The sequence below is a fragment of the Spirosoma liriopis genome, assembly GCF_023196085.1.
Lineage (GTDB): Bacteria > Bacteroidota > Bacteroidia > Cytophagales > Spirosomataceae > Spirosoma > Spirosoma oryzicola.
This window is the reverse complement of the sequence record NZ_JALPRF010000008.1, coordinates 48,896-73,965: the sequence shown is the minus strand read 5'-3', so window position 1 is coordinate 73,965 and position 25,070 is coordinate 48,896. Positions and strand designations below refer to the sequence as shown.

The window sequence follows — 25,070 nt, the reverse complement described above, 5'->3', positions numbered from 1 at the left end:
TGGGGAAAAAATCTATGAAAGCATGGTTTTGGCTTGCGCTGCTGGCAAGCACTTATTGTTTTGGGCAAAAGCTTGATCCCCGGCAAAAGGCCGTCGAAGAAGGACTCACCACTTACATTCCAGTTGTCGGCCAAACGAAGTGGACGATTCGCGAGCGCATGTCTGCTTACAAAATTCCGGGTGTTAGTATCGCTGTCGTTCATCAAGGTAAGCTAGCCTGGGCTAAGGGGTATGGATGGGCCGACACGCTTCGTCGGATTCCGGTAACTCCGGAAACCCTTTTTTCAGCGGGGTCGATCAGTAAACCAGTTGCTGCCCTGGCAGCTTTACAATTAGTTGAGCAAGGCAAGCTAGCTTTGGACACACCCATCAATCGCTACTTAACCTCTTGGCAAATAGCGGAAAATGAGTTTACCCGGCAACGGCCTGTGACACTTCGCCACCTATTGAGCCATACCGCTGGGGCCACGCAGCACGGTTTTTGGGGAATTCAACCTGAAGACCCTTTTCCAACTGTAGTTCAAATTGTCAATGGCGATTCGATTGCGCAGTCCCGGCGCGTTGACATCAACTTTCTGCCCGGAAGTCAGTGGCGCTATTCGGGAGGGGGTGTGATGATTGCCCAATTGGCCGTTATGGATCAGACCAAAAAACCTTACGCCGACTTTGTGCGTCAAACCGTATTTATTCGGTTAGGGATGACGCATAGCACGTTTGAACAACCATTACCGGCTCGCTATAAAGATCAGGCTGCCTGGGCTTATTGCCGGCAAAATTGGTTCAAAGGAAAACCATACGTCTACCCACAACAAGCCGCTGCGGGTTTATACACTACCCCAACGGACCTGGCCAAACTCCTGATTGAGCTTCAGCGTGCTTATCAGGGAAAATCAACGATTCTTTCTCAATCGATAGCCCGAGCCATGCTGCAACCCCAATCCTACAATATTTTTGGCCATTCGGGGTACAGTGTAGATCGGATGGCATTGGACAGCACGGATATGGGATTAGGCTTCTTTCTAACTCAACGTACCGATGGACAATCTGATCAATACTTTTTTCACTCAGGTCAGAACGCTGGTTACGTGAGTATGTTTATCGGCAGTGTGCATGAAGGGAACGGCGTTGTTGTTATGGTCAATGAGAACGATGGTACAGGCATCATCAACGAAATAGTTCGCAGCATAGCCCAAGTTTATCAATGGCCAAATGTGTTACTTAAAGCAATAGAACCGCTACCCGTTGAGTCAAATCAATTAGCAGAATATGAAGGTGTCTATAAGCGGAACGATGAACTTATCCATCTGACACAGCAAGGCAACCATCTGGTACAGAAAGGCTCTACCTGGACAATGGGCATTGATGCATATCCAGTCGGCTCTGATACCATTCGCTTTACGGATTACGTGACGACAGGAGTTTTTCTACGGGACACGCACGGAAAGATCAAGGCTTGTCAAGGTGTATTGAATGGTCAAGTAATCTGGGAGATGGTAAAAGTAACTCCATAATAATCAGGTGTCCGCTCAGTGTACATAGACAAGACCCGCGACACTATCGAACATTCCGAATCCTGTAAACCGTTATTTCATCAATGCTGTAAGTTTCGCCATAGGGTGTTGATGAAATAATGACTCTTACAACTCGGTAGCAGCATCCGTAGAGAAAAAGCAAGAGTCGGTTAGTAACAAATCGGGAGATCACAGACAAACAAACCTATTGTATGGCTGAACTTGAGTTCAGCTGGCTGACAACAGATATTTCACCAGCTTATAAGACTATTTTGTTAACGTCCCTTGCTACTGCTCCTTACTAATTGCTCCAATTTTTCTACCTCTCTTTGGGTATTAACATCCAAGTGGTAAGCTTCCCTAACTCGCCGAATGTATTGGAGGAAAAGTTGCTGAAATCGATTATGTCGACCGTCCGAAAAATACGGTTCGTTTTCTTGCAAATCATCCATAGGTAATAAGTATTTATGCTTACCCCCTGCAACCAGTAGGTTATTGATAATGTTTATTAGAACCGCATTAATTTTAGCTAGTTGAAACTTGTCATATGTAGACTTACTGTTAGAAAATCCAGTTAACTCGCGTTAATTAGAAGCATTGGCAACCCATAAGCAATGAATACAAAGGGGTTAGCATAATTGTATCGGTTTTCAAGAAACTGATGCAATTATGCTAACCCCCCTACAGATAACTGAGTAAAAATTACTTAGTGGTATTAGTCATTTTGACTACACCATCCTGACTGTCGCCAATGCAGTCACGATTTTGTTCGTTAAAATTTCACGACGCTTTCGTAGGCTTTCTTCGGCTTGCCATTCTGATCGAACAGCAATGGATAGTCCTTGCGACCCGGCACCGGGAAATTGTCCAGCCAGGAGTATTTGTCGGTCAGGTTCCAGAACGTAACACCGGTGATTTTGTCGCGGTGCTTGCGGAATACCTCGAACAGCATCTTGTAATGAGCCGCCTGCTTATCGACCATTTCTGGCGTGTACTCGCTTTTATCCGTATCGCGACGTTCCCGGCGCTCGTGCTCTTTGGGATAGACCGAAACATCGACCTCCGTAAACTGAATTTTCAGCCCTAGGCTCGCAAACTTGTTGATAGATTCTTCCAGTTCCTGCTTCGTCGGTTCGTAAATGGACCAGTGGGCCTGTAAACCCACCCCGTTGACAGGTACACCCTTAGCCTTCAGCTTCTTGAGCAACTGGTAAATCTTCTCCCGCTTAGTCGCATTTTCGGTGTTGTAGTCGTTGTAAAACAACTGCGCCGACGGGTCCGCTTCGTGGGCATACTGAAACGCTTTTTCGATGTAATCTTCCCCAATGATTTCGTAAAATTTCGATTTCCGGTAAATGCTCGTTCCGGTGTCGGGAACCGCTTCGTTAACTACATCCCAAGCGTAAAGCTTGCCTTTGTAGTGTCCCATGACGTCGGAAATGTGTTTTTTCAGACGCGCCAGCAACACATCCCGGCTCACGGTTTTGCCCTCGGCATCGGTGAAAAGCCAGCGGGGCGTCTGGTTATGCCAACAAAGCGTATGCCCCCGCAGTTTGATGTTGTTCTGCTGGGCGAACTCGGCAATGGCGTCGGCATCTTTCCAGTTGTAGCGGTCCTCCTCCGGGTGAATCGGCCCCATTTTCATGGCGTTTTCGGGCGTCATGCTGTTGAATTGGGCTTTGATCAACTCTGCGTCCGGTCCCGGCTGGATCATGCGCGGGTTGACGGCCACGCCAATCGGAAAGTAATTCTTGTAATAATCTTTCAGCCCTTTCTCCGGCGCAACGAACGCGACCGATAAGGCTATCAGGGAATACGGGATTAGCTTTTTCATGAGATTGAGTTTCTTTTTGACAGGATTAACAGGATGTATTCAATTGAAGGAGCAACGCTGTAAACTTGTCCGTCAACTTTGCAGAATTAATGTGATTTGTCGAAGCAAAAAATCATGTTAATCATATTAATCCTGTCAAACAATTATTTATACGCGTCAATCGTTGCAATCGTCCCATTCGCATTGTGCGTCAGTTCCGTCACTTTCACATTCCGGAGGTGCGTTTTGCCGGAGAGCTGCACATCGTGGTAGAATAAATACCATTTAGGTCCTACCTGAACAATAGAATGGTGATTCGTCCAGCCCAGAACAGGCTTCAGCACGATGCCTTTATACGTAAAAGGCCCGTATGGATTGTCCCCAATAGCATAACAGAGGTTGTGTGTGTCGCCGGTCGAATACGAGAAGTAGTATTTGCCGTTGTACTTGTGAATCCAGGCCGCTTCGAAAAAGCGTTTGTCATTGTCTTTTTCCAGAAACGGTTTGCCAGCCTCATCCAGCAGTTGGATCTCCCGAACGGGTTCCGCAAACGACTTCATATCATCGCTCAGCCGGGCCACGCGGGGTAAGTAGGCAACCTCATCTTTCTTTTTCAAAGCCCCACTCGCGTTGTACTGGTTGCCATCCCATCGCTGCAACTGACCGCCCCAGATACCCCCGAAATACAGATAGGCTTTGCCGTCGGTATCCTGAAACACGGTCGGGTCGATGCTGTAGCTACCCTTGATTGGTTCGGGTTCAGCTTTGAACGGTCCGGTCGGGTTTTTGCTGGTTGCTACGCCAATACGGAAAATATCCTGCTTGTCCTTAGCTGGGAAGAATAGGTAGTACGTGCCGTTTTTATAAGCCGCGTCGGGAGCCCACAACTGACGCCCCGCCCAGGGAACATCCTTAAGATCGAGCGCAACACCGTTGTCTTTGACCGGACCGCCAATTTTATCCATCGACAAAACATGATAATCGCGCATGGCAAAGTGCCCACCCTCATCATCTTCCTTTACGTCCTTCGCATCGATGTCGTGCGACGGATAAATGTATATTTTGCCGTTGAAGACGTGGGCCGACGGGTCAGCCGTGTAAATGTGCGATACCAGAGGTTGAGAAATCGGGTTTTTACCGCCATTGGTTTGGGCCAGAGCGGTCAGTGATCCACCGACTAAAGCAGCTAGCGTGAAGGTTTTATAGGAACGTTGTAGAAGAGATTGGTATGTCATTTTATTGTTTAGTTTACTCATCAATCCTTTTTCACTATTCGCTTTTTGTGGAACAAGCGAGCATTTTTGTCATGCTGACATAGGAAGCATCTTCGGTAGCATGTATTATCACAATTACCGAAGATGCTGCTTGTTGAGCTAAGCTTACTTTGCCAGCGCTACTACCTTATAGAAAGCTGGTTTGGGCTTGTCATTCCGATCAAACAGTAATGGATAGCTGGTTCGGCCCCGGATTGGCCAGTTGTTCAGCCAGCTATCACCATCGTTTACACCCCAGAATGTTACGCGCGAAACGTTGTTTTTGTGTTTAAGAAACAACTTAAAAAGAGCTTCATAATCAGCGGCTAGTTGGTGCTGTACGCTATCGGGCAAGGCGTTGGGGTACGGGTTGGATGTGGCGTTGGCTGTCATGCGCTGGCCGACATCGGCTCCCTGAAAATTTCGGGGCAATACTTCGAGATCCAACTCCGTAAACATCACTTTCAAACCCAGAGCTGCGTACTGATTGATGCTTTCCTCAATGTCTTTCAGCGGTACTCGTCCGACGTGCCAGTGTCCCTGAATGCCTACGCCATCGATGCGTACACCGGCGTCTTTGATCTTCTTGATAATAGCGATACAACCGGCCCGTTTGGCGGGCTGCTCGTTGTTGTAGTCGTTATAATACAGTTCCGTTCCGGGCGAGGCCTCCTGAGCGAGCCGGAACGCATCGGTAATGTAGTTTTCGCCCAGATGTTGCAGAAACACCGACTTCCGCAGCGTCCCATCTTCATTGAGCGCTTCGTTGACGACATCCCACGAGAATACTTTACCGCGATAATGACCGGCTACCGTTTTGATATGATCGGTAAAGAACGTTCGAATTGAATCCTGACTGTGAATCCCGCGAACAAAAGCCGGTAACTGGCTGTGCCAAATCAGGGTATGCCCATTTATTTTGATGTTGTGCTTCTTTCCGAAATCAGTTAGTTTGTCTCCCATCTCAAAAGTATAGGTATCCCATTTCGGGTGAAGGAGCGCCGACTTCATGACGTTCTCGGGGGTTGCCATGTTGAACTGTTGGGCAATAAATTTCGTCGTCTTCGGGTCCCGCTCTTCGATCTGGGCAACGTTTAGCGCCGTTCCGATACCGAAGTCTTTCCTGAACGTATCTTTTAACGATGGAATTGCTGGCTCCAAACTCGTACCTGGCTCGGTTGTAAAGCTGGCTAGCGTAAACACAGCTGCGCCGAGCGTCAGGATGGTTTTTTGGGTTATCATGATGAATCGTTTTTATCGGTTGAGTATGAGGCAGAGGATTCTTTCCTTTCTTTGTCATCCTGACGATAGGAAGGATCTTCGGGTGATAACAACAATTACTAGCTACCGAAGATCCCTCCTACGTCGGGATGACAAAAATGAACAGGCGCGTCAGTCTTATTTGAACAGCAAAGGCGTGAACATATACAGGTCGTGTCGCCAGACCGGCCAGGTGTGCCCACCGGGATACTCGCTGTAGGTATACTTGATGCCCATGTCGTCAAACTTCTTCATCATGATCTGGCAGTTTTGATGGGCAATGTCTTCCTTGCCGCCCTGCGAAATCCAGAAGTTTTTGAGGTTACTGTTGATCGTGCTGGCGTTGTCTTTCATGAAGGCGTATTGCGGGTCCGACAGCTTGGGGTTATTGGCCCACCAGCCCGAACTGAACACGCCTAACGAAGAAAACTGATTGGTGTTTTTGATACCGGCGTACAACGTCTGCAAGCCTCCCATCGACAAGCCCGCCAACGCCCGATTTTTCGCATCAGCTTGCACGTGGAAGTTACCTTCGACAAACGGAATCGCCCCTTGTTTCAATTCATTTTCGAACGCACGAAGGGCATTTTCATTGAATCCGGCTAGCCCACCCGTATTGCCCATGTTCCCATCCAGCATAACAATCAGCATAGGCTTCGCTTTTTTCTCGGCGATTAGGTTGTCCAAAATAAGGTCCGTTTTGCCCTGCGTAGCCCAACCCCGCTGGTCTTCCCCGCCCCCGTGCAGGAGGTATAGCACCGGATATTTTTCCGACGGATTAGCATCGTAACCGGGTGGCGTGTAGACGTACATTTCCCGCCAGGCATTCGAGGCTTTCGACAGATAACGCTTGATCCGAATATCGCCGTGCGGTACGTCTTTCATGGCGTAATAACCCCCTTCCCGATCCGGAATTTCGATGCCGCTGGCCATCCGACTCATGCCGTAAAACGTTTCGCTGGACGGATCGGCTACTGCTACATCGTCGATCAAAAGAGAGTAGTAATGAATTCCCCGGCTGATTGAATCGGTCGTTGCGTTCCAGAAACCGGCGGTGTCTTTCACCATATCGTACTTCTTCCCTAGATCAATCTGCACTTTCTGGGCATTGGGCGCTTTCACCCGAAACACAACCCGGTTATCGGGCAGAATCTGCGGGTATTTGGCGTTCCGCACGTTCGTGGCGGCTGGCGTTCCCAGAATCGTATACTGGGTGAGTTTGGTCGTATCAACGGGTTTGAACAGGAACTGCGAGAACATGTACAGCCCGTTTTTCCAGACTTTGAAGTCGTGAACACCGGGTTCGACGTAGTAGACGTGCGGAACGTTTTTCTCGTACAGATAATCGTGCGTCCGTTTGCTGAACGTGATCAGTCCGTCGTTGTCGCCACACGAAATCCACAGCAGTTTCAGCTTCTTTTTAGCCTCTTCCGGGTCGGGAACCAGCTCTTCCGGTCGTTTGGTATTTGGGGCCGACGAAAATCCGCCCACCCACGCAAACTTGTCCAGATTGCCCAGTCCAAAATTCAGGGATTGCCCCCCGCCCATCGACAGCCCGGCAATGGCCCGGTGGTTGCGGTCTGTCAACGTCGCGTACTTTTTCTCGATAAACGGAATAAGGTCGTTCAGCAAGTCTTTCTCGAACGTCACGAAAGCTTCCACTTTGTCTTTGTCGAAGATGTTGCCAATGGCACGGTCGTCTTTCATGGCCCGCCCGTTCGGCATCACCACGATCATCGGTTCCAGCTTTTTGTCGGCGTACAGGTTGTCCAGAATGATCTGCGGATTCCCGCCCCGGAGCCATTCTTTGTCATCGCCCCCGATACCGTGCAGGAGGTACAGCACCGGATATTTTTTCTTTTTGGAATAACCCGGTGGTGTATAAATCAGGACTTTGCGGGTTGAGCCTACGGTTTTCGAAGCATACTGAACCGAGTCGAGTTTCCCGGTAGGAATCCCCGCGCGTACCTGGTCGAAGCCTTTCGGCATTTCTTTGTCACTCGGCTGAGCATAGATTGCCGTGCTCAGCACCACAGTCAGCGCGGCACACGACCATTTCAGTAATATACTTTTCTTCATATTGTGGAAGTTTTTTGACAGGATTTACAGGATTGACATGATTTTTTCTTCGCAAAACGTTTTATATCAATCATTTACTCTTTTGTATGTCAACTTTGACGCCGGAGAGCGGAAACACGCGACAAAAAAGTAGAGCAGTAAAAAAATCATGTCAATCTTGTAAATCCTGTCGAATAAAAGCTAGTTAAACAGCAGCGGAGCCAGTTCGTGCAGACTTCGGCGCCAGGTTAGGAACTCGTGGGCGGTTTTGTCGGAAACGTACGACACGGCGTTGTAGCCAGCGGCTTTCAGATCAGTAGCCGCTTTCTTGACACCGTCGGGCCGTTCTTTGCTGCCACAGCTAATGAAAACGAGCTTCGGTTTAGCTTTGTCTTTCAGGTCTTCGGGTGCATAGACACCACCGCTGAGCAGGCCATAATACCCGAACGTCTCAGGCTTGTTGAGTGTAATCATTTTGGTTTCCATGCCACCCATCGACAACCCCGCCATCGCCCGGTTGTCGCGGTTGGTGAGCGTGCGAAAGTTGGCATCCACGTACGGAATCAGCTCATCGACCAAAACCGTCTGAAACGGATCAATCTTAAATTCCCGGATCTTCCCGAATTTCACCTCGTTAGTCATGCCGTAGGTCATCACGATAATGAACGGCTTCGTTTTCCCTTCGGCGATCAGGTTGTCCATGATCAGGTTCGCGTGGCCCTGGTTGCTCCAGGCGGTTTCGTCCTCGCCCCAGCCGTGTTGCAGATACAGCACCGGATACTGTTTCGACTTGTCTTTCTCGTAACCCGGTGGCGTGTAGACGAAAGCCCGGCGCGATGTGTTGGTGCTTTTCGACGGAAACAGAATCTGCTGAACATTACCGTGCGGTACCGCTTTCAGCGCGTAAAAGTCCTGATCGTGTGCCGGAATCTCGATGCCACTCTCCCACCGAATGGAACCGTAATAATTCAGCGCACCGGGGTCGTTGAACTTCCCACCGTCGATAGTTACGTTGTAATAATGAAATCCTTCGTCCATCGGGCCAGCCGTCGTCCCGGTCCAGAAACCGTCGTCGCCTTTGGTGAGGATCGTTCCCCCGCGTCCGCCCAGGCCCAAGCTCACACGCACGCTGTCGGCTTTGGGTGCCTTGATGCGGAAGCGGGCGTACCCCTGGGAGTTTACCTGTGGGTACTCCTGCCCCGGCTGGTTAAGCGTGGAGGGTTTGAAGTCCTCCGCTACCGTCTGGTTGGTCTGCGCAAAACTGGTTGCGCTGGTTAGAGCAGCTACGACTAATGCGGCTATTGTTTTCGTTGTCATTTTGATAAGGGTTTTGGTTTGATCAGTAAGGAATCAGCACATTGAATATCAAATGTTTACACTATCATGAATCGGTTTTTTTGTCATCCTGACGAAAGGAAGGATCTTCGCACGGCATACGAAATTCTCCTCACCCGAAGATCCCTCCTGCGTCGGGCCGGGTGGCCGGTGCCATGACAAAAAATCCTGATAAAAAGACGGCAACAGGAGCGTTCCATTTATTTGAAAAGCTGCGGTAAGGTCGTGGCTAAGTACAGCTTACAGTTCATCCAGGTGTGGCCACCGGGTACGATTTGGGGGTCGGGTTTGAGGCCTTTCTCCTTGAACATGGCGATGTTTTGCTTAACCGGCTCATATAGAAAATCCTCGGTTCCGACGCTGATTGTGAACAGTTTTAGCTGTTTATTCATCTGGTCGGCGTTGGGCGACCAGTCGGTGAAGTTCTTTTTGAACTCGTCGGTAGCCGTGTAGGGCGCGTAGGAACACACGTAGGCGAAGGTGGAAGGATTGGTCAGGCCGATGTTCAACGTCTGGCCACCGCCCACCGAGAAACCCGCCACGGCCCGGCTTTTGCTGTCTTTCACCACCGGGTAGTTAGCCTCCACGAACGGCACAATGTCCTTCACCATATCCTGGGTAAAATCAGCCATCGGGCTTGGACGCACGTTGCCGTAGGGCATCACAATCAGCATGGGTTTGGCTTTTCCCTGAGCGATGAGATTGTCCGCAATCAGGTTGGCACGACCTACTTTGGTCCAGGTTTCTTCGGTATCGGAACCACCGTGAATCAGGTAAAGCACAGGGTATTTGGTTTTACCATTCGGACTGAAACCGGGTGGCGTATAGATTAGTAGATTACGAGGCCGCCCCAGCGTCGAGGATTGGTAGGTCCGGTAACTGATTTTGCCGTGCGGTACGTTCTGAAGCGAATGAATTAGCGGCTGATCGCCGGGGATATCGACAATGCTCCGTTTGAAGCGTTCGTTGGCGAAGATGTAGGTGTTGTTGGGATCGGCCGTTTCCACGCTATCTACCCGAAAGCTATACGGATAAATATCTGGTTTAATGGGCGGTACCGTAACGCTCCAGATGCCCGACGTATCTTTCGTCAGCGCGACCGGGGCTTTCAGAAATTCGCCGTTCAGAGTCACCTTCTGGGCATTGCGCGAGAAATACCGGAACGTAACGCTATGGTCGGGATGCACATCGGGCGAGCTGATAGCGGGCGGACGCTGGGCTAAAACCGTACTGGCTGAAAAAAGCAACGTGTATAAGAGGTAGTTGATAGGTTTCATGGCAAGGGCTTAGTTTTTCGAATGACATATCTTGGCAATCCATTCGGTTAAGCTTTATTTTTGTCATCCCGAGGAACGAGGGATCTTCTATAGCTGGCAGATATTGTTTTCACCCGAAGATCCTTCGTTACTCAGGATGACAAAAAAGTCATATTATTGAAAGAGTAAAGGGGTGGTTTCGGCAACGTACTTCTTGACATTCATCCAAGTGTGACCGCCGTCGGTGATCAAGCTTTTGTAGCTCACCTTCCTCGCTTTCAGGTAATCCATAAATTCAACGGTACCTTTGTACAGAAAATCGTCGCTGCCGACGCTCACCCACAGCAGTTTCAGTTGCTTGTTCGTGTTGTCGGCATTGCTGCCAATCTGAGGAAAGCTTTTGTCCATTTCGGTGGGTGACAGATACGAACTGTAGCTGCACACCCAGGCGAACTTGTCCATATTGCCAAAGGCCGTACGTAGTGTCTGACCGCCCCCGCGCGAGAAGCCACCAATGGCCCGATTGTCTCGGTTGTTCAGCGTGCGGTATGATTTCTCGACGTACGGTATGACGTGACTCACCAGATCCGTCGCGAAATCGTTGGCCCGTTTTACGGCATCGGCTCCGTCACGCACGGTCGGATCAGCGGGTTTGGTGCCTCCCTTTTGCTCGACGACGCGAGCGGCAATGTTTCCGTAGGGCATGATGATGATCATGGGTTTGGTTTTGCCTTCTGCAATCAGATTGTCCAGAATCAGGTTGGTTCTGCCCACTTTAAAGAAGGTTTCTTCCGTGTCGGTCGTGCCACTGATGAGGTAGAAAACCGGATATTTTTTGGTTGGATTCTGGTCGTAGCCCGGTGGCGTGTACACCAACAGCGAGCCGGTTGTGCCTTCCAGCGCCGGGTAATATTCGTAGTTGACCGACCCGTGCGGCACATTTCGCATAGCGTGAACCAGGGGCGTATCGCCCGGCACATCAACCAGACTGGCCTTAAACCGCTCGTTTGGAAAAAACGCGACGTTAGCGGGGTCCATGACCGTTACACCATCGACCTGAAAACTGTACGGATATATATCGGGCTTCACGGGCCCAACCGTAACGCTCCAGATGCCCTGATCGCCTTTGGTCATCGGCACGGGGGCTTTTTCAAACTGCGCACTCAGTCTCACCTCCTTGGCAGCCGGGGCCAGATAACGAAACGTAACGGTTTTGTCGGCATTCACCTGGGGCGACACCACCAGCGGCCCGCGCGGTGGCTGGGCCAGCACGATACCAGACAGGCAAACCAGGCCCCACAAGAGGAGCCGGAAGCGGTTTAGGACGTAGCTGATTATGTGTTTGTAATGCATCATAAAGTAAAAGGTTTAGGTATGAATTATGCTTGATGCTTTATCAGTTCTTTCCTATTTTTTGTCATCCCGACCAAAGGAGGGATCTTCGGGTAGGGAGATTTTCGTATACCGCTCGAAGATTCCTCCTGCGTCATAATGACAAAAATATCACTGTCTATCAGCTACTTAGCCCAGGTTTCGCCTTCGGGGGTGCGTCGCCACTCGAAATACCGGTTCAGCACCTCCAGAGATGCGGCATCGGGAACCGGGCCGGTGTGCGGTGTCTGACTAAAGTACATCACCGTAGGACTAGCCTGGCTAAAGACCGGCCACTTTGGAACGCCCTTGCCATTGGGGTCGCCGTATTTGGCAAAATTGGTCCAGTAGGTACCCATCGCATCCGAAATCGCCAGATCGGTTTTGGTCGTTTGCGGATTCGACGGGTTGAGATGTTCGAATACGTACGAAACCTCCAGACCATGTCCTGAGCCGGACCCCGCTTTGGGTGAATCGGCGGGGTAGTCGGGATGCTGGTCGAAATAGTAGTAGAACACCTTCGCCTTGCTGGTTTTGGCCTGAAGCCTCGCCCAGTTCCAGGTCTGCCAGCCAAAGGCCGCGTCGCGCATCAGATCCCGGGCGGTTTTCGGTACGTTGCTTTCCCCAACCGGATACGCTTTCAGCAGATCATCAGCAAATTTTCCGTACCGCTTTTTAGTACTCTCGATGTATTCCTGCGAGGTTTTCGGCGGGCTAAAGCTGGCTCCTTCGTCAGAATTATAGCCGACTAGTACCGGTACGTGGTTGTATTTTCCGGCTTCGTAAAGCTTGGACTGATCGTCCGGGATGACGTAGCCATCGACAATGGGCCAGGCCGAGCCAACGCCCCAGCCGCCCGGCAATTTATCGGCAGCTATTTTGCGCAACTCCGCCAGCGACGACGCGCCAGCTTTCTGGGCATAGGCTTCACCTTCCTTTTCGGCCTGACGAAGACGCTTCATGTTCTCGCCCGGATACGTCGTCGGTCGGGATGGGCCGAACGAACCTCCGCTCTGCGAAATCGCTCCGTGAAATAGCCCTTTCGCCAGCGGAGAAGCACAAAGCATACTAACGGCAATGCCCCCCGCCGACTCGCCGAAAATGGTCACTTTGCCCGGATCGCCCCCAAACGCGGCAATGTTTTTCTGAACCCATTGAAGACCGGCGATCATGTCAAGCAGGCCGTAATTCCCAGAGACATGCTGCGCAGTTTCGTTGCTTAATTCCGGGTGCGCCAGAAAGCCAAGCGGACCAACCCGGTAAGCAATGCTGACCAGCACAACGCCTTTTTTCGCTAGGTTCTCCCCGCTGTAATTGGGGTCAGAGGTAGCGCCGAAGCTGAACCCACCCCCGTAAATCCAGACCAGCACCGGCAAACGTTCACCAGCCGATTTCGCCGGACTCCACACATTCAGGTACAGGCAATCTTCACTTTTTCCTGATGGCGGACTACCCCCCTGTATGGGCGCGGGGGCAAATTTTTTCGTTTCGCGCAGCCCCTCCCACCTGGCGACGGGCTGCGGAGCCTTCCAGCGTAATTCCCCGACGGGCGGGGCCGCAAACGGGATGCCCCGGAAAACGGTCAGGCCATCTTCAGACGTTCCCTGCACCAGACCACCTTCTACTTTTGCCGGGGTTGGTTGCGTATAAGCTGCGCTAAAAACGCAAAGCAGGGCGCCAACCGTGAACAAGCACCTGAAAAAGGGATGATTCATCGTCATTTAGGTTTAGGCTGTGGGTTACTCGTTCATCCATTTATTCTGTTTCATCCAGGCAAACAGGGGCTCCATCCAACCGGGATGACGGAAAATAAATCCGTGATCACCTTTGGGATAGATATGCATTTCAACTGGCACCTTCAGATGTCTCAGTTTTTCGAAATAAACAATGCTGTTGTCAACATCGACCAGTTTGTCGTCGGCCGCGTGGGTCAGGTAGGTGGGTGGCGTATTGGCCCGAACCTGCAACTCGTTCGAAAATAGCTCGACGTCCTGCCGCGACGGATTTTTACCCAGCAAGTTGTCGTGCGAGCCCCCGTGCGTCAGGCTGTCCTGCATACTGATAACCGGATACACCAGAATTTGAAAATCAGGACGAAGACTGGTATTCTGGCCGTTTTCGATGTATGATTTTTCAAAATGCGTAGCTGCCGTAGATGCCAGATGCCCCCCCGCCGAAAATCCGATGACGCCAATTCTAGATTTATCGACATTCCATTTTTCGGCATTTTCGCGTACCACTTTTATGGCCTGCTGCGCATCCTGCAAGGGTCCAATTTTCTTGTCGGGCATGACGGCATCGCTGGGCAGACGGTACTTCAGGATGAACGCGGCCACCCCTTTCTCGGCAAAAGCCTTAGCGATGCTTACACCCTCACCCTGATACACCACAACCCCATACCCTCCGCCGGGAATGATGACGACCGCCGTGCCAGATGCTTTAGCTGGATCAGGTTTGTAATACTCAAGCGTAGGTTTTGTGACGTTTTTGTACATCCCCGACGTGTAGGTTTCCTGCATGCTTGTCGCCTTTTCGTTCGGAATAGCACCCGGATACAAAGGCATGATTTCCTGCGATTTTACGACTAGCGGACAAGCAATTAACAAGCTTAGAAAAGCAGTCCTGGCGTTTTTTAATGGTGCTTTAGATCGAAGTAGATTACTCATTTTCAGGAGACGTCTATTTTACCTTTAAACGGCGATTTCTAACTCGTTTTCTGTCATCCCGACGGCAGGAGGGATCTTCGCATATAGCCAATAAAATACCCATTTACAGAAGATCCCTCCTGCGTCGGGATGAAAGAAAATGTTGGAATTCACTGGGCCATTTTATGGCCCAACAAATTCAGCATAGTTGCGGCATAGCGTTTTCCTAATTCCCTATAGCCAGCGGCATTGAAGTGCAGGTTATCAGCGGAATCCGTGCAACCCGCCGACGAGATGACGTGCGCGTTTTTGATGGCTTGGGGCAGCGTGGCAATAATTTTGTTCATGCTGGCGCATTTCCCTTCCTGATCCGCGTTGACCGTTTCGCCAGCCAGCAGCGGTACTTTTTTGGGTTTCAGGTTTAGGTCGTGCATCAGGTTGTCATAAACGACTTTCACCTTTTTCGTCCATAGCGTATCACCCGTATTCGACTCGCCCTGGTGCAGCAAAATACCTTTGATCACGCCGTCTTTCTGCGCCAGTTTCGCCATCTCAACCAGTCGGCCGTAGGGGTTCCCGTCGTACTCCTTGATCATGTTCTTCATCCACCCCGGCACGTCGACCGTGTAAGCCTCGTAGTGATCCTTGTCGAACAGCTCGATTTTGCAGCCGCCTACCGCGACGTTGATGACACCCACCCGGACTTTTTCGGGAAGGTTCGCCACCAATTCGCGGCCAAAATAATCGGCGGGTGTGAGACCGGTTCGGCAGCGGCAAAGTGGCGGAACAGCCGTATACCAATTCCCTTTCGTCCGATTGATCGCAGGACAATCGACTGCTTCCATTACCTGAAACCGGCTATTTACATTGATCGTATCCTGCGGTTCAATTTTGGCGTTCCCCTCCATGTTGGACTGCCCGAAACAGAGGAAAATGTAAAAGTTTTTGTCCTGGGCTGATCCGGTCAGGCTCAGCAACAGGAAGGTCAGGAGCAACGTAGCGGTTGTGAAAATCTTTCCCATAAGGCGCAGAAAGCAGGGTTTGGGGTAGCGTTAGTTTTGTGCGGTCCGTGAAATCGTGTTGCTGATGCGGAAGTAATCGAAGTCGGCGTAGCCACCGGCTTGCTGGGTGGCGTAGGTAAAGAGTCCAAACCGGTAGCCCATGAAATGCGGCAGCGTGTAAGGCATCTTCAGCGGTTCACCGATGCGGGTCCAGGTTTTGTTATCGAGGCTGTAGTAGAACAGAGCGGTATCTTTCCGGTCCTTGAAATCGCATTCGGCCTTGAGATACACCGTTTTCTGACTAAGCGGCACACGCTGAACCTCTACCGGTTTTCCCGAACTGGCGCTTACCATCACGACAGCGTTTTGCCCGTTCTCCCGCTTCACGCCCACCAGTCCGTAGTTTTTCTGCAACAGGCTTAGTCCGGCAAAGTCACCGTCTTTCAAATTGGTTACGTCGAGGGCGGTCGCTCCGGTCGATTCGGGGCCGATGGTCCGTTGAGTGAGGGTATTTCGAGCCTGCACAAATGACGTATCAATCCGTCCCGTTTTGAGTCGCATATACCCTTTCCGGTCGTTGACGGACCAGAGTTTATTATCAGGGTTATGGTTCCACTGCCAGACCAGCGGGAGCGCGGCCTCCCCTTTTTTGCGGGTAAACTCGTCGGAATCCACAATACCTGGAATCAGGCTTTTATTGGCGGGCAGATCAAGCGTTTCTGGTACTTTCCCGTTCACACCCAGCACCGGCCAGCCGTCTTCCCACGTAACCGGAACCAGGTACGGAATCCGTCCTACGCCCCCAAAATCCCGGAACAGATACGAATACCATTTGCCGTCGGGTGTATCGATCAGTCCTCCCTGCGCCACGCCCAAATCCTGAAGTGCCACCCGCCCTTCCCACGGCCCCGCTAAATTGTCGGCCCGGTGGATGACCACCGTTCGCATACCGCCCTTGGGCCAGGTGATGTTGAACAGGTAGTACTTGCCGTTCACCTTGAACAGTTGCGAACCCTCGGCGGGCAGACCACCCTGCGTGCCCGATGGCGTACTGGCATTCTCAATCAGGACCCGTTCGGTACCCGGCTTTACAGCGGAAGCGTCGGCGGTGAGTTCCAGTATACGGAGCTTGCCCCCGCCGTAGATCAGGTAAACCCCACCGTCATCATCGAAAAACAGGCTATGATCGTGGTACGACGGTTTGAAAGACACCTCTTTCCAGAGTCCTTTTTCAATGTCTTTTGTCGTGTATATATAGGTCTTCCCCGTGGTTTGGGCAAACGTCGTAACGTAATACGTTCCGTTATGGTACCGTAGACTGCTGGCCCACGAACCTCGTCCGTAGGTACTCTTGCCGTTGGTCAGGTTCAACTCGTCCATATCTGCCAGCGTATTATACGCGTAGCCAATCAGCTTCCAGTTGACCAAGTCCGTTGATTTCATAATCGGCAGTCCTGGACTCATGTGCATGGTCGTGCTACTCATGTAATACGTATTCCCTACCCGGATCATCGACAAATCGGGTACGTCGGCATGAATGATAGGATTGTGTGCGGACTGGGCGATTACTGAAAATTGGATCAGCATCAAAAGAAGTGTCAGCAACCCAGACCGGAGAAGAATAGCTTTCATATAGTTGTTTATTCGATCACTCCAACGGTCCAATCAGCTCAATGAATGTTCCGTCGGGGTCCTGCACAAACACGAAGTGCGATTTGGCATTCAGGGGCGTTGGTGTGCTGCCCAGAAATGGCACGTTCATTTGTTTGAGCCGGTCGATAATGGGTTTCAGGGCTTTCACCTGAAGGGTAATGTACTGCATCCCTGTATCGTCCTGAATGTATTTTGGTTTCGGATGAGAGGGTTTGCTACCAAAGCTCATCAGCTTCCAGTCCGAAGCCTCAGGGCTATTTTCCAGCTTTAGCATCATGACATTCACCGGTACGCCGTTCGTCAGGCCGGAGCGCTTGCCGAAGTCTTCGTTGATTGTAAAGCTGCCTGTTTTGACCATGCCGATGCCATTCACGTAAAAGTCCAGCGAGCGGTCGAGGTCGGCAACGACTACACCTATTCCAATGACCTTGCTACTGAAGTTGGATTGCGCCTGCGCCACCTCGCCGATGAGCAGAAAGAGCAATCCAAGGAGCCATTTTACAGTTGATTTTTTCATACATTTTTTAAATTTTTCTTCGACAGGATTTACAGGATTAATAGGATTTATTTTTTCGTCCGATACATCCTGTTGATCCTGTCGGAAAACAGCACTCCACCACTAACTGTGTCAATTTGACACTTTTTAATTTAGCATTAAGTTTTGCTTACAATCAACGTTTTTTTTAATTCTAATTAATCAGCCTTATTTGCGAAAACCGTGGAGTTGGTTTCCCGTCATTAGCGACAATTTTTAGCGTCATTACTGCTTCATCGATCACTTTTAGCCGAATAGTTTTCCCGTCAGCAGCGATTGGTTCAGCGGGCTTATCATTTATCAGAAAGCTGACATCTGTTGTCCGTATAGGGTCTAAAGCACTGATGTCAAGAAATTTACCGGTCATGTGCTTATTTCGCAATTCATATGACATTGCCGAACGAGTACGACGCCAGAAACGCTCATCATCGTAGCCCGAGTCTGTTTTCTCACCTTTGAATGCGTGATCGACTTCGGGTTGCTGCTCCCCACAGTTGATCTTGTCGACCGTTTTCGCGTCAAGCGCCAGGGCCGCGGCTTCCTGTTCCTTCATCCGCGCTTTCTGCTCGTCGTAGGCCGCCTGCGTAAAGGTCTGAAAATACATCTGGTAGCGGGCGTCGTGGATGGCGTAGAACGGTTGCAGTGTCAGCGAATCCAGTTGGAACGTCAACCCATCGACCGGTTTGATTCGGGACCGATACGTATCGGGATTACCGATCAGGGCGTACGCCTTGTCGAGCGGGTAAAGCGGGCCGTGCGTTTCGTGACCCATGCGGCTATCGTCGGCAAACAGTCCATCCAGATCCTTAGTCGATGTTTTGGCGGCTAAAACAATCGGACCATGCACAAAAGCAGCCCAGTTGGAGCCATCGGGCAGGTATTCCAACTGCGTGGACGTCGTGAACCGAACGGTCAGTTTATCACCCGTTTTCCACTTTCGGTTAACCGTTACGTAGCCGGAGGGTTTGCTGTCTATTTTCTGCGCTTCTCCGTTGACCAGAACCGTAAAATTCTCCGCCCATTTCGGCTGCCGGATGTTTAGTCCAAAGGTATGGGGCCTAGCCAGTTTCAACGTCATGTCAGACTGATTCTGGTTCGGGAACTCCGTTTTCTGCACCAGCTGAATTTTCTTATCCGGCCAATTCAGCGTAGACGGAATGAACAGATTGACGAACAGATCATTGGCCGAATGGCTGTAAATCAGTTCACCGTATTTGGTGTGATTTTCTAGCCCCGACCCCACGCAGCACCACATGCTGGTTTCCGGCTGCGAATACACCCGGTAGTGATTCGGGCGGATGGGTGTGAAGTACACAAAACCACCTTTCTCCGGGTGCTGCGTCGACAGAATGTGGTTGTAGAGCGTTCGTTCGTAGAAGTCCAGATAACTGGGATCGTTTTTGTCTAGAAACAGGGCTTTGCTCAACCGCAGCATGTTAAACGAATTGCAGGTTTCGGGTCCCTGATTCGATTTCAGCATGGAGATGAAATCGTTCGTTGGGTTGAAATGCTCCCGCACGCTGTTGCCCCCGAATGCTACGCTCCGCTTCTGCGCCACGGTTTGCCAGAAAAACTGAGCAGCATCCGACCAATCGGTTTTACCGGTGAGGCTGGCAATTTTTTCGTACCCGATAACCTTCGGAATCTGCGTGTTGGCATGAAGTCCGGTCAGTTTATCCTGCTTATCCATCAGCGGATTCAGCAGCGCCCGGTGCGATAGTCGTTGAGCCGTTTCGAGGTATTTTTTATCTTTGGTCAGGATGTACAGGTCAGCGAAGGTCTCGTTGATACCGCCATGTTCGGTCCGGAGTACCTGTTGAATCTGCTCGTCGGAAAGGGGTTTGATTAGGTCGATAAACCAGTCACCCAAGCCGATCAGCACCTGTTTCGCCTGCGCATTTCCCGCGTATTCATAGGCATCGCGCAGCCCCGCGAACAGCTTGTGGATGTTGTAAAGCGGTACCCACGTATTGTTCAGTCCGAAACTGCTGCCATCGATGTCGCCTTTGTGAACCCGCTCCCAGAATACTTTCCCCTGCGGAATGCCGCCTACATAGCCGTTTCCGTTTTTGGTCTGACAGCGCGACAATTCGGAAATCATGTAATCGAGCCGTTTCTTCACCTCGGCATTGCCCGTCGAAGCATACATCATGGCCAGCGCCGATAGGTAATGCCCGGCGATGTGGCCATCCAGACCGGAGCTTTCCCAGTTGCCGTAGCGGCTGGCTTTGAGCGGCAATCCGGCATCGATCAGGTAAGGCGCCAGAAGTTTATCGGGATTAAGCGCCAGCATATACGTCAGGTCAACGTCCTGCGCTTTTTTAAACGCGCCCCCCGTCAGCTTCACGTCTTGCAGCGGAAACGACTGCATCTGCGCGGACGCTATGCCGCCGAACAGACTCAGGAGAGCAACAAATACTACGTTCTTCTTCAAGGTAAATAATTCGTTTTTATCACCAATTTAACCAAAGCCTTGCTGACTATCCGTATTATTTTGTCATCCTGACGACAGGAAGGATGACAAAAAAAGCGCTATGATAAAAAGCCGGCTCGTTATCATGACTGAATTTCATCATTCAGGAACCGCCAGTCGGGATTCATTGAATTGATTAATTTTTCTTTCTTCTCCCTCCGCCAATGATTTCCTTTTCACGCGAAATCGCATTGTGGATGTATCGATGATGCTCCCAATAAACCAGACGATGGCAATAATATCTGCCTGCGAACTTCTTTGGTTGCCCGCGCGATTCATGATGCTCCTGTAACCGTCGGACCAAATCATTTGTCATACCCGTATACAGTACCGTTTTTTCGGGATTGGTAACGATGTAAACATAAAAACTGTATCCAATCATAAGCGCTACGTTCTTAGGGTTTATCGTCCTGACGACCGTACCGCTATTGGGTAACGCGCCTGTTTGTCATCCCGAGGAACGAGAGATATTCGCGCGGTCCAGGAAAACTTCTCGCGCGAAGATCCCTCGTTCCTCGGGATGACAAAAAATTAAAGTCAACTATTGCTTCAGCATCGAATCGTTGCCCTGATACTTCAGGTGTTGGAAGGAAGCCGTGTTGGTCGTTGGTTCACCCGACGACGTAGCATACATCCCATACACACAGCCAATGAAACCACCAGACACTTTCGTGCTCAGAAACTTGCCATCCACTTTGTCTTTCAGCAGCGTCCAGTTTTTGGCATCGGTTGAGGTGTAAAAGCTATATGTATCGCCTTGTGACGCAATACGAAAACCGACTTTACCAGCCCTTGCATCCAGTGGTATCTCCGTCAGCAGTTCCATCGTTTTTTCGCGGGGAACGCTCTTGTACAGTTGCAGCATATCTTTCCCCTGCGACTGCGATTTACACAGAAAATAGAAGTGTCCTTCGTCCTGTAAAACGATTAGTCCGGCCTTTTCCTTGTCTGATTTCGGGTTGAACGTCAGCTCGGTTTCGGCGATGCTGTTGAGATGCTGCTGGCGCTTCCCGATAAAAGCCGGGTTGCCCATCTCCATCACTGTTTCGGGTTTCAGTTTTAGCGTCAACCCATCTTTTTTTGAGAGGGAATACGTGTTTTTGTCGTGGGTGCGCATGAACAGAAGCGCCGGGTCCAGTCCTTTGTCAAAAGTCAGCGTGTAGGCGAAATTGCCCGACTGCGGCAGGGCGCCCTTTTGCTTGACTTCCTTGTAATCAACCGGATAGCTGTAGGCAATGGCTTTTTCGCCATGCTCGATCATCGGCCAGTCGTTTTGCCAGGTTATGGGCGCAATGAACGTCTCGCGACCCGTGTTATAATAATCGCCCTCGTAGGGTCTGACGGCCAGGAAAATACAGTACATCTTGCCATCCGGCCCGTCCACAAACTGCGCGTGGCCCGCCGACGTAATGGGATCTTTGCGATCCGACGGTAATCCCCGCTGCGTCAAGATTGGATTCCCTTCGAACGGCACGTAAGGCCCCCAAACGTCTTTACTCCGTAAGATCACTTCAGAGTGGTTGACCGACGTACCGCCTTCGGCCGCGTAGAGGTAGTACCAGCCGTTACGCTTCATGATGTGCGGTCCTTCAATCCAGACGGGCTTCTTCGACAGATCCACGCCCCCATTAACCAGCTGTTTTTCTTCGCCGATCACCGTTAGTTTAACTGGGTCGAACTCATACATCCGGATCGTGCGATGGCCCGAATACAGGGGTTTCCGGTCCGGTGCGTCGCTGTTGTAAATGATGTAGGCTTTGCCCGTGCTTTCATCAAAATAGATGGATGGATCGATGCCTTTTACCTGCGGAATCTTCACTGGATTACTCCAGGGCCCGGCGGGATTCTTGGCGGTCACCACAAAGTTGCCATCGTGGTCGATGTCGGTACAGGTAACGTAGAACGTGCCCTTGTTGTAGCTGATACCCGGCGCAAACAGACCTCGGGTCAGGCGTTCGCCCATGAAGTCCATCTGTTCGGGACGGTCGATCACATTGCCGATCTGCTTCCAGTTTTTCAGGTCTTTACTGTGCATGATTGGCAGACCGGGGAAATACGAAAACGTCGAGTTAACCAGGTAGTAATCCGTTCCAACCTTCACTATGCTGGGATCCGGGTAGAAACCTGTCAGGATGGGGTTGACCAGCGTGGTCTGGGCGGACGTATCAGGTACTGATCCAATTAGCGATGCAATTAAGGCACTAGCGAGGAAGTATTTTTTCATGCGTTTTTTTATGTTTTTCTCGACAGGATTGACATGATTTTTTATCCGATATATCCGCCCGGCGGCCCGGCTGTTAATCTTGTAAATCCTGTCAAAAAAAGTGGTTACTGGCTCACCAACGTGTACACTTTTCCCGCTTGCGTAGGTATGTCGTAAAGCAAGGTTTCTTTAAGAGCCAACGCTGGCTTACTAGCCTGGGGTGACACAATCGGAGTGGGCGTATCTTCGACGTAATAGAATGGGTTAGAGTTTTGCCCGGATGCAGTTGTTAATGATTCCCCACGGCTGCTTTTCAGGGCATTGGGCACCCGCAATCGTAGGTTACCGCCAATAGTAGATTTAACAGATAATTTCGTCAGCTTGCCCGCTTTCCACTGCATATCAACGACTTCGAAACCACCGCGTGCCCGCAAACCGCTGATACTTCCCTGCTGCCACACATCGGGCAACGCGGGTAATAGGTGTAGACTCCCGTCGGCACTTTGCAGCAGCATTTCCGTAATGCCTGACGTACAACCAAAGTTGCCATCAATCTGAAACGGCGGGTGCGCATCGAACAGATTATTATATGTCCCTCCCCCATCCTTGTTGACACCCAATGGAGTCAGCTGGTTTTTGATAAGCGTAAAGGCATGATTACCATCCTGTAATCGCGCCCACCAGTTTACTTTCCAGCCCATGCTCCAACCCGTTGATACATCGCCCCGATGAACAAGCGATGTATTGGCGGCAGCGTACAACTCTGGTGTCCGGTAGGGTGAAATCTGATTAGAGGGAAACAACCCGTACAGGTGCGAGATGTGGCGGTGTTTATCATTAGGATCATCAATGTCTTCGAGCCATTCCTGCAATTGACCGTACTGACCGACGTGCATAGGCGGAAGTTTACTCCGCATTTGTCTTAATGTATCAACGAAAGAAGCGTCTTTTTTTAAGATTTCGGCGGCTCGAATGGCGGTACTAAATACGTCGAAGGCAATTTGATTGTCCATCGTTGTGCCCGCATCGAGTGACGAGCCACCGTGGGCACTCGGCGCATTTTCGGGCGAAGTACCCGGATTGACCACCAGCCAGTGATATTTTGGATGTTCGACGAGATAGTCTACGTAAAACAAGGCCGCTCCCTTCAGAACAGGGTACACCGAGGTCAGGTACGCCTTGTCGCCATTGTAAAGGTAATGCTCCCACAGGTGCTGACTGGTCCAGCCGCCACCGGCAATCCACATTCCCCAGAGCGCACCGTCAACGGGGCCAGTGATTCGCCAGATGTCGGTGTTGTGGTGGGCCATCCAGCCCCTGGCCCCGTACATAACCTTTGCCGTTTCCTGCCCTGTTTCCGACAGTTCCTGAACCATGCGCAGAAACGGTTCATGGAGTTCGGCCAGATTGGTCCGTTCGGCGGGCCAGTAATTCATTTGGGCGTTGATGTTGATGGTGTATTTGCTGTCCCAGGGTGGGCGCATTTTATTGTTCCAGATACCCTGCAAGTTGGCTGGCTGTCCCGCTACGCCATCGCGACCCGGCTGAGAGGATGAAATCAGCAGATAACGACCGTACTGGTAATAAAGCGTTACCAGTTGTGGATCATCGACCGACCGGAAATTGCTCAGCCTTTCATCGGTAGGTAGTTTGGCCGCATCAGCCGAACGTGGTTCCGTGGTTCCCAAATCGAACCGGACCCGGTTAAGATAGTGCTGATACGCGGAAACGTGGGACGATACAATCGAAGAGAATGACTTGGGATAAGCTTTATCCAGGAAAGCAGCCACCCGTGCGTTTTCATTCCCGCTGAGGTCTTTATAGGAAGTAAAATTAGTAGCAATAGCTAAGTAGATGGTAGCCGCATTGGCACCGCTCACGGTCAGCGACGAATCATTAGCCGCAAGCGCCCCCCCTTCGGTTTTAATCCGGGCAATGCTTTTGAACCTCACCATGCCTTTTACGCCTTCATGATCGGACGTAGTGCCGGCAAGGGTGAGGTCCTTAGCGGGGGTAACCGCAATTTCTGATGACTTCTGTTGGGTGGAAAAAGAAGCAGAAAACGACAGCTTGCCAGGCTTACTGGCCGTTAATCTTACTACTAATACGTTATCAGGAAACGAGGTCAGGACGTCCCGTGTGTAGGTTACGTCTCCAACCGCGTACGTTGTTTTGGCAATAGCCCGTTCGATGTTCAGTTCGCGGTAATAGTCCGTTACCTTATCATGCCCATCGAAGGTAAGGTTGAGATTCCCGACAGGCTGAAACATTTGCCCGTGGGATTTTTTTGTGATAATGAGCTTATTGGCTAATTGCTCCGCTTCTTTTTGCTTTCCCTCAAAAATCAACTGCCTAACCTGGGGCAAAGCGGCCAGCGCGTCGGGGTTGTCGTTCCGGTTCGGGCTGCCCGACCAAACGGTCTGTTCGTTCAGTTGAATAGTTTCTCGGGCTACATTCCCGTACACCATCGCTCCGAGTCGGCCATTACCGATGGGCAAGGCATTTTCCCAGGTTTGACCGGCGGGTTTGTTATACCAAAGTTTCAGCGTTGGTTTCGTTTGAGAATAACCAGCCGTTTGGATAATCAGCAAGAAAAAGCAAAGAAACAGTTTCATCATCGTACCTAAGCACTTTTAAACACTTTCTTTGAAGCCAAAGAGGTATAAGAATATACTTACTCTTATACCTCTTTGTACGCGTTCG

At 50.7% G+C, this 25,070-nt stretch carries 17 protein-coding genes; 1 reads left to right on the top strand and 16 read right to left on the bottom strand.

Features of this window, described 5'->3' with window-relative positions:
• Positions 1–14: 14 nt before the first annotated feature.
• The gene (locus M0L20_RS26320; protein ID WP_248480181.1) at positions 15–1,511 is read left to right on the top strand and encodes a serine hydrolase domain-containing protein; all 1,497 of its coding nucleotides are present in this window, start codon (positions 15–17) and stop codon (positions 1,509–1,511) included.
• A 772-nt stretch (positions 1,512–2,283) separates the two neighbouring features.
• Here M0L20_RS26320 and M0L20_RS26315 read toward each other — a convergent pair.
• From M0L20_RS26315 to M0L20_RS26240, 16 genes are all read right to left on the bottom strand, one after another.
• On the bottom strand, positions 2,284–3,345 hold the full coding sequence (locus M0L20_RS26315) for an endo-1,4-beta-xylanase (RefSeq protein ID WP_248480179.1): 1,062 nt from the start codon (positions 3,343–3,345) through the stop codon (positions 2,284–2,286).
• A 143-nt stretch (positions 3,346–3,488) separates the two neighbouring features.
• Entirely contained in the window at positions 3,489–4,559 is a 1,071-nt protein-coding gene (locus tag M0L20_RS26310; RefSeq protein ID WP_248480177.1) for a glycoside hydrolase family 43 protein, read from the bottom strand.
• 144 nt (positions 4,560–4,703) lie between these two features.
• The gene (locus M0L20_RS26305) at positions 4,704–5,819 is read right to left on the bottom strand and encodes an endo-1,4-beta-xylanase (protein ID WP_248480176.1); all 1,116 of its coding nucleotides are present in this window, start codon (positions 5,817–5,819) and stop codon (positions 4,704–4,706) included.
• 156 nt (positions 5,820–5,975) lie between these two features.
• Positions 5,976–7,916 (bottom strand): alpha/beta hydrolase-fold protein, encoded by a 1,941-nt coding sequence (locus tag M0L20_RS26300; RefSeq protein ID WP_435531847.1) that lies wholly within the window; start codon positions 7,914–7,916, stop codon positions 5,976–5,978.
• 180 nt (positions 7,917–8,096) lie between these two features.
• Positions 8,097–9,212 carry an alpha/beta hydrolase-fold protein gene (locus tag M0L20_RS26295; protein ID WP_248480174.1) on the bottom strand — a complete coding sequence of 372 codons (1,116 nt, stop codon included), beginning with the start codon at positions 9,210–9,212 and terminating at the stop codon, positions 8,097–8,099.
• 218 nt (positions 9,213–9,430) lie between these two features.
• Positions 9,431–10,507 (bottom strand): esterase, encoded by a 1,077-nt coding sequence (locus M0L20_RS26290; RefSeq protein ID WP_248480172.1) that lies wholly within the window; start codon positions 10,505–10,507, stop codon positions 9,431–9,433.
• Positions 10,508–10,660: 153 nt separating this feature from the next.
• Positions 10,661–11,839 (bottom strand): esterase, encoded by a 1,179-nt coding sequence (locus tag M0L20_RS26285; RefSeq protein WP_248480287.1) that lies wholly within the window; start codon positions 11,837–11,839, stop codon positions 10,661–10,663.
• 164 nt (positions 11,840–12,003) lie between these two features.
• Positions 12,004–13,572, bottom strand: a complete 1,569-nt coding sequence (locus M0L20_RS26280; protein ID WP_248480171.1) for a carboxylesterase/lipase family protein — start codon at positions 13,570–13,572, stop codon at positions 12,004–12,006.
• 24 nt (positions 13,573–13,596) lie between these two features.
• Entirely contained in the window at positions 13,597–14,421 is an 825-nt protein-coding gene (locus M0L20_RS26275; RefSeq protein ID WP_248480170.1) for an alpha/beta hydrolase, read from the bottom strand.
• 251 nt (positions 14,422–14,672) lie between these two features.
• Complete coding sequence (locus M0L20_RS26270; RefSeq protein ID WP_248480169.1) at positions 14,673–15,524, bottom strand: sialate O-acetylesterase; 852 nt, start codon at positions 15,522–15,524, stop codon at positions 14,673–14,675.
• 30 nt (positions 15,525–15,554) lie between these two features.
• Entirely contained in the window at positions 15,555–17,135 is a 1,581-nt protein-coding gene (locus M0L20_RS26265) for a glycoside hydrolase family 43 protein (protein ID WP_248480168.1), read from the bottom strand.
• A gap of 16 nt (positions 17,136–17,151) precedes the next feature.
• On the bottom strand, positions 17,152–17,673 hold the full coding sequence (locus M0L20_RS26260; RefSeq protein ID WP_248480166.1) for a VOC family protein: 522 nt from the start codon (positions 17,671–17,673) through the stop codon (positions 17,152–17,154).
• Positions 17,674–17,845: 172 nt separating this feature from the next.
• Positions 17,846–20,062, bottom strand: coding sequence for a glycoside hydrolase family 127 protein (locus M0L20_RS26255; RefSeq protein ID WP_435531850.1), 2,217 nt, complete (start codon positions 20,060–20,062; stop codon positions 17,846–17,848).
• Positions 20,063–20,300: 238 nt separating this feature from the next.
• Positions 20,301–20,546 carry a GIY-YIG nuclease family protein gene (locus M0L20_RS26250; RefSeq protein WP_354004289.1) on the bottom strand — a complete coding sequence of 82 codons (246 nt, stop codon included), beginning with the start codon at positions 20,544–20,546 and terminating at the stop codon, positions 20,301–20,303.
• 159 nt (positions 20,547–20,705) lie between these two features.
• Positions 20,706–22,388 carry a glycoside hydrolase family 43 protein gene (locus M0L20_RS26245; RefSeq protein WP_248480162.1) on the bottom strand — a complete coding sequence of 561 codons (1,683 nt, stop codon included), beginning with the start codon at positions 22,386–22,388 and terminating at the stop codon, positions 20,706–20,708.
• Positions 22,389–22,492: 104 nt separating this feature from the next.
• Positions 22,493–24,982 carry a glycoside hydrolase family 95 protein gene (locus tag M0L20_RS26240; protein ID WP_248480286.1) on the bottom strand — a complete coding sequence of 830 codons (2,490 nt, stop codon included), beginning with the start codon at positions 24,980–24,982 and terminating at the stop codon, positions 22,493–22,495.
• Between the last annotated feature and the right edge of the window lie 88 nt (positions 24,983–25,070).

What these genes read in the sequence shown, in the direction of transcription:
- M0L20_RS26260 (WP_248480166.1), bottom strand. Translation starts at nt 17,673, where the DNA reads ATGAAAAAATCAACTGTAAAATGGCTCCTTGGATTGCTCTTTCTGCTC.
- M0L20_RS26240 (WP_248480286.1), bottom strand. Translation starts at nt 24,982, where the DNA reads ATGAAACTGTTTCTTTGCTTTTTCTTGCTGATTATCCAAACGGCTGGT.
- M0L20_RS26270 (WP_248480169.1), bottom strand. Translation starts at nt 15,524, where the DNA reads ATGGGAAAGATTTTCACAACCGCTACGTTGCTCCTGACCTTCCTGTTG.
- M0L20_RS26320 (WP_248480181.1), top strand. Translation starts at nt 15, where the DNA reads ATGAAAGCATGGTTTTGGCTTGCGCTGCTGGCAAGCACTTATTGTTTT.
- M0L20_RS26285 (WP_248480287.1), bottom strand. Translation starts at nt 11,839, where the DNA reads ATGCATTACAAACACATAATCAGCTACGTCCTAAACCGCTTCCGGCTC.
- M0L20_RS26250 (WP_354004289.1), bottom strand. Translation starts at nt 20,546, where the DNA reads ATGATTGGATACAGTTTTTATGTTTACATCGTTACCAATCCCGAAAAA.
- M0L20_RS26305 (WP_248480176.1), bottom strand. Translation starts at nt 5,819, where the DNA reads ATGATAACCCAAAAAACCATCCTGACGCTCGGCGCAGCTGTGTTTACG.
- M0L20_RS26255 (WP_435531850.1), bottom strand. Translation starts at nt 20,062, where the DNA reads ATGCAGTCGTTTCCGCTGCAAGACGTGAAGCTGACGGGGGGCGCGTTT.
- M0L20_RS26315 (WP_248480179.1), bottom strand. Translation starts at nt 3,345, where the DNA reads ATGAAAAAGCTAATCCCGTATTCCCTGATAGCCTTATCGGTCGCGTTC.
- M0L20_RS26280 (WP_248480171.1), bottom strand. Translation starts at nt 13,572, where the DNA reads ATGAATCATCCCTTTTTCAGGTGCTTGTTCACGGTTGGCGCCCTGCTT.
- M0L20_RS26310 (WP_248480177.1), bottom strand. Translation starts at nt 4,559, where the DNA reads ATGACATACCAATCTCTTCTACAACGTTCCTATAAAACCTTCACGCTA.
- M0L20_RS26300 (WP_435531847.1), bottom strand. Translation starts at nt 7,916, where the DNA reads ATGAAGAAAAGTATATTACTGAAATGGTCGTGTGCCGCGCTGACTGTG.
- M0L20_RS26245 (WP_248480162.1), bottom strand. Translation starts at nt 22,388, where the DNA reads ATGAAAAAATACTTCCTCGCTAGTGCCTTAATTGCATCGCTAATTGGA.
- M0L20_RS26265 (WP_248480168.1), bottom strand. Translation starts at nt 17,135, where the DNA reads ATGAAAGCTATTCTTCTCCGGTCTGGGTTGCTGACACTTCTTTTGATG.
- M0L20_RS26290 (WP_248480172.1), bottom strand. Translation starts at nt 10,507, where the DNA reads ATGAAACCTATCAACTACCTCTTATACACGTTGCTTTTTTCAGCCAGT.
- M0L20_RS26295 (WP_248480174.1), bottom strand. Translation starts at nt 9,212, where the DNA reads ATGACAACGAAAACAATAGCCGCATTAGTCGTAGCTGCTCTAACCAGC.
- M0L20_RS26275 (WP_248480170.1), bottom strand. Translation starts at nt 14,421, where the DNA reads ATGCCTTTGTATCCGGGTGCTATTCCGAACGAAAAGGCGACAAGCATG.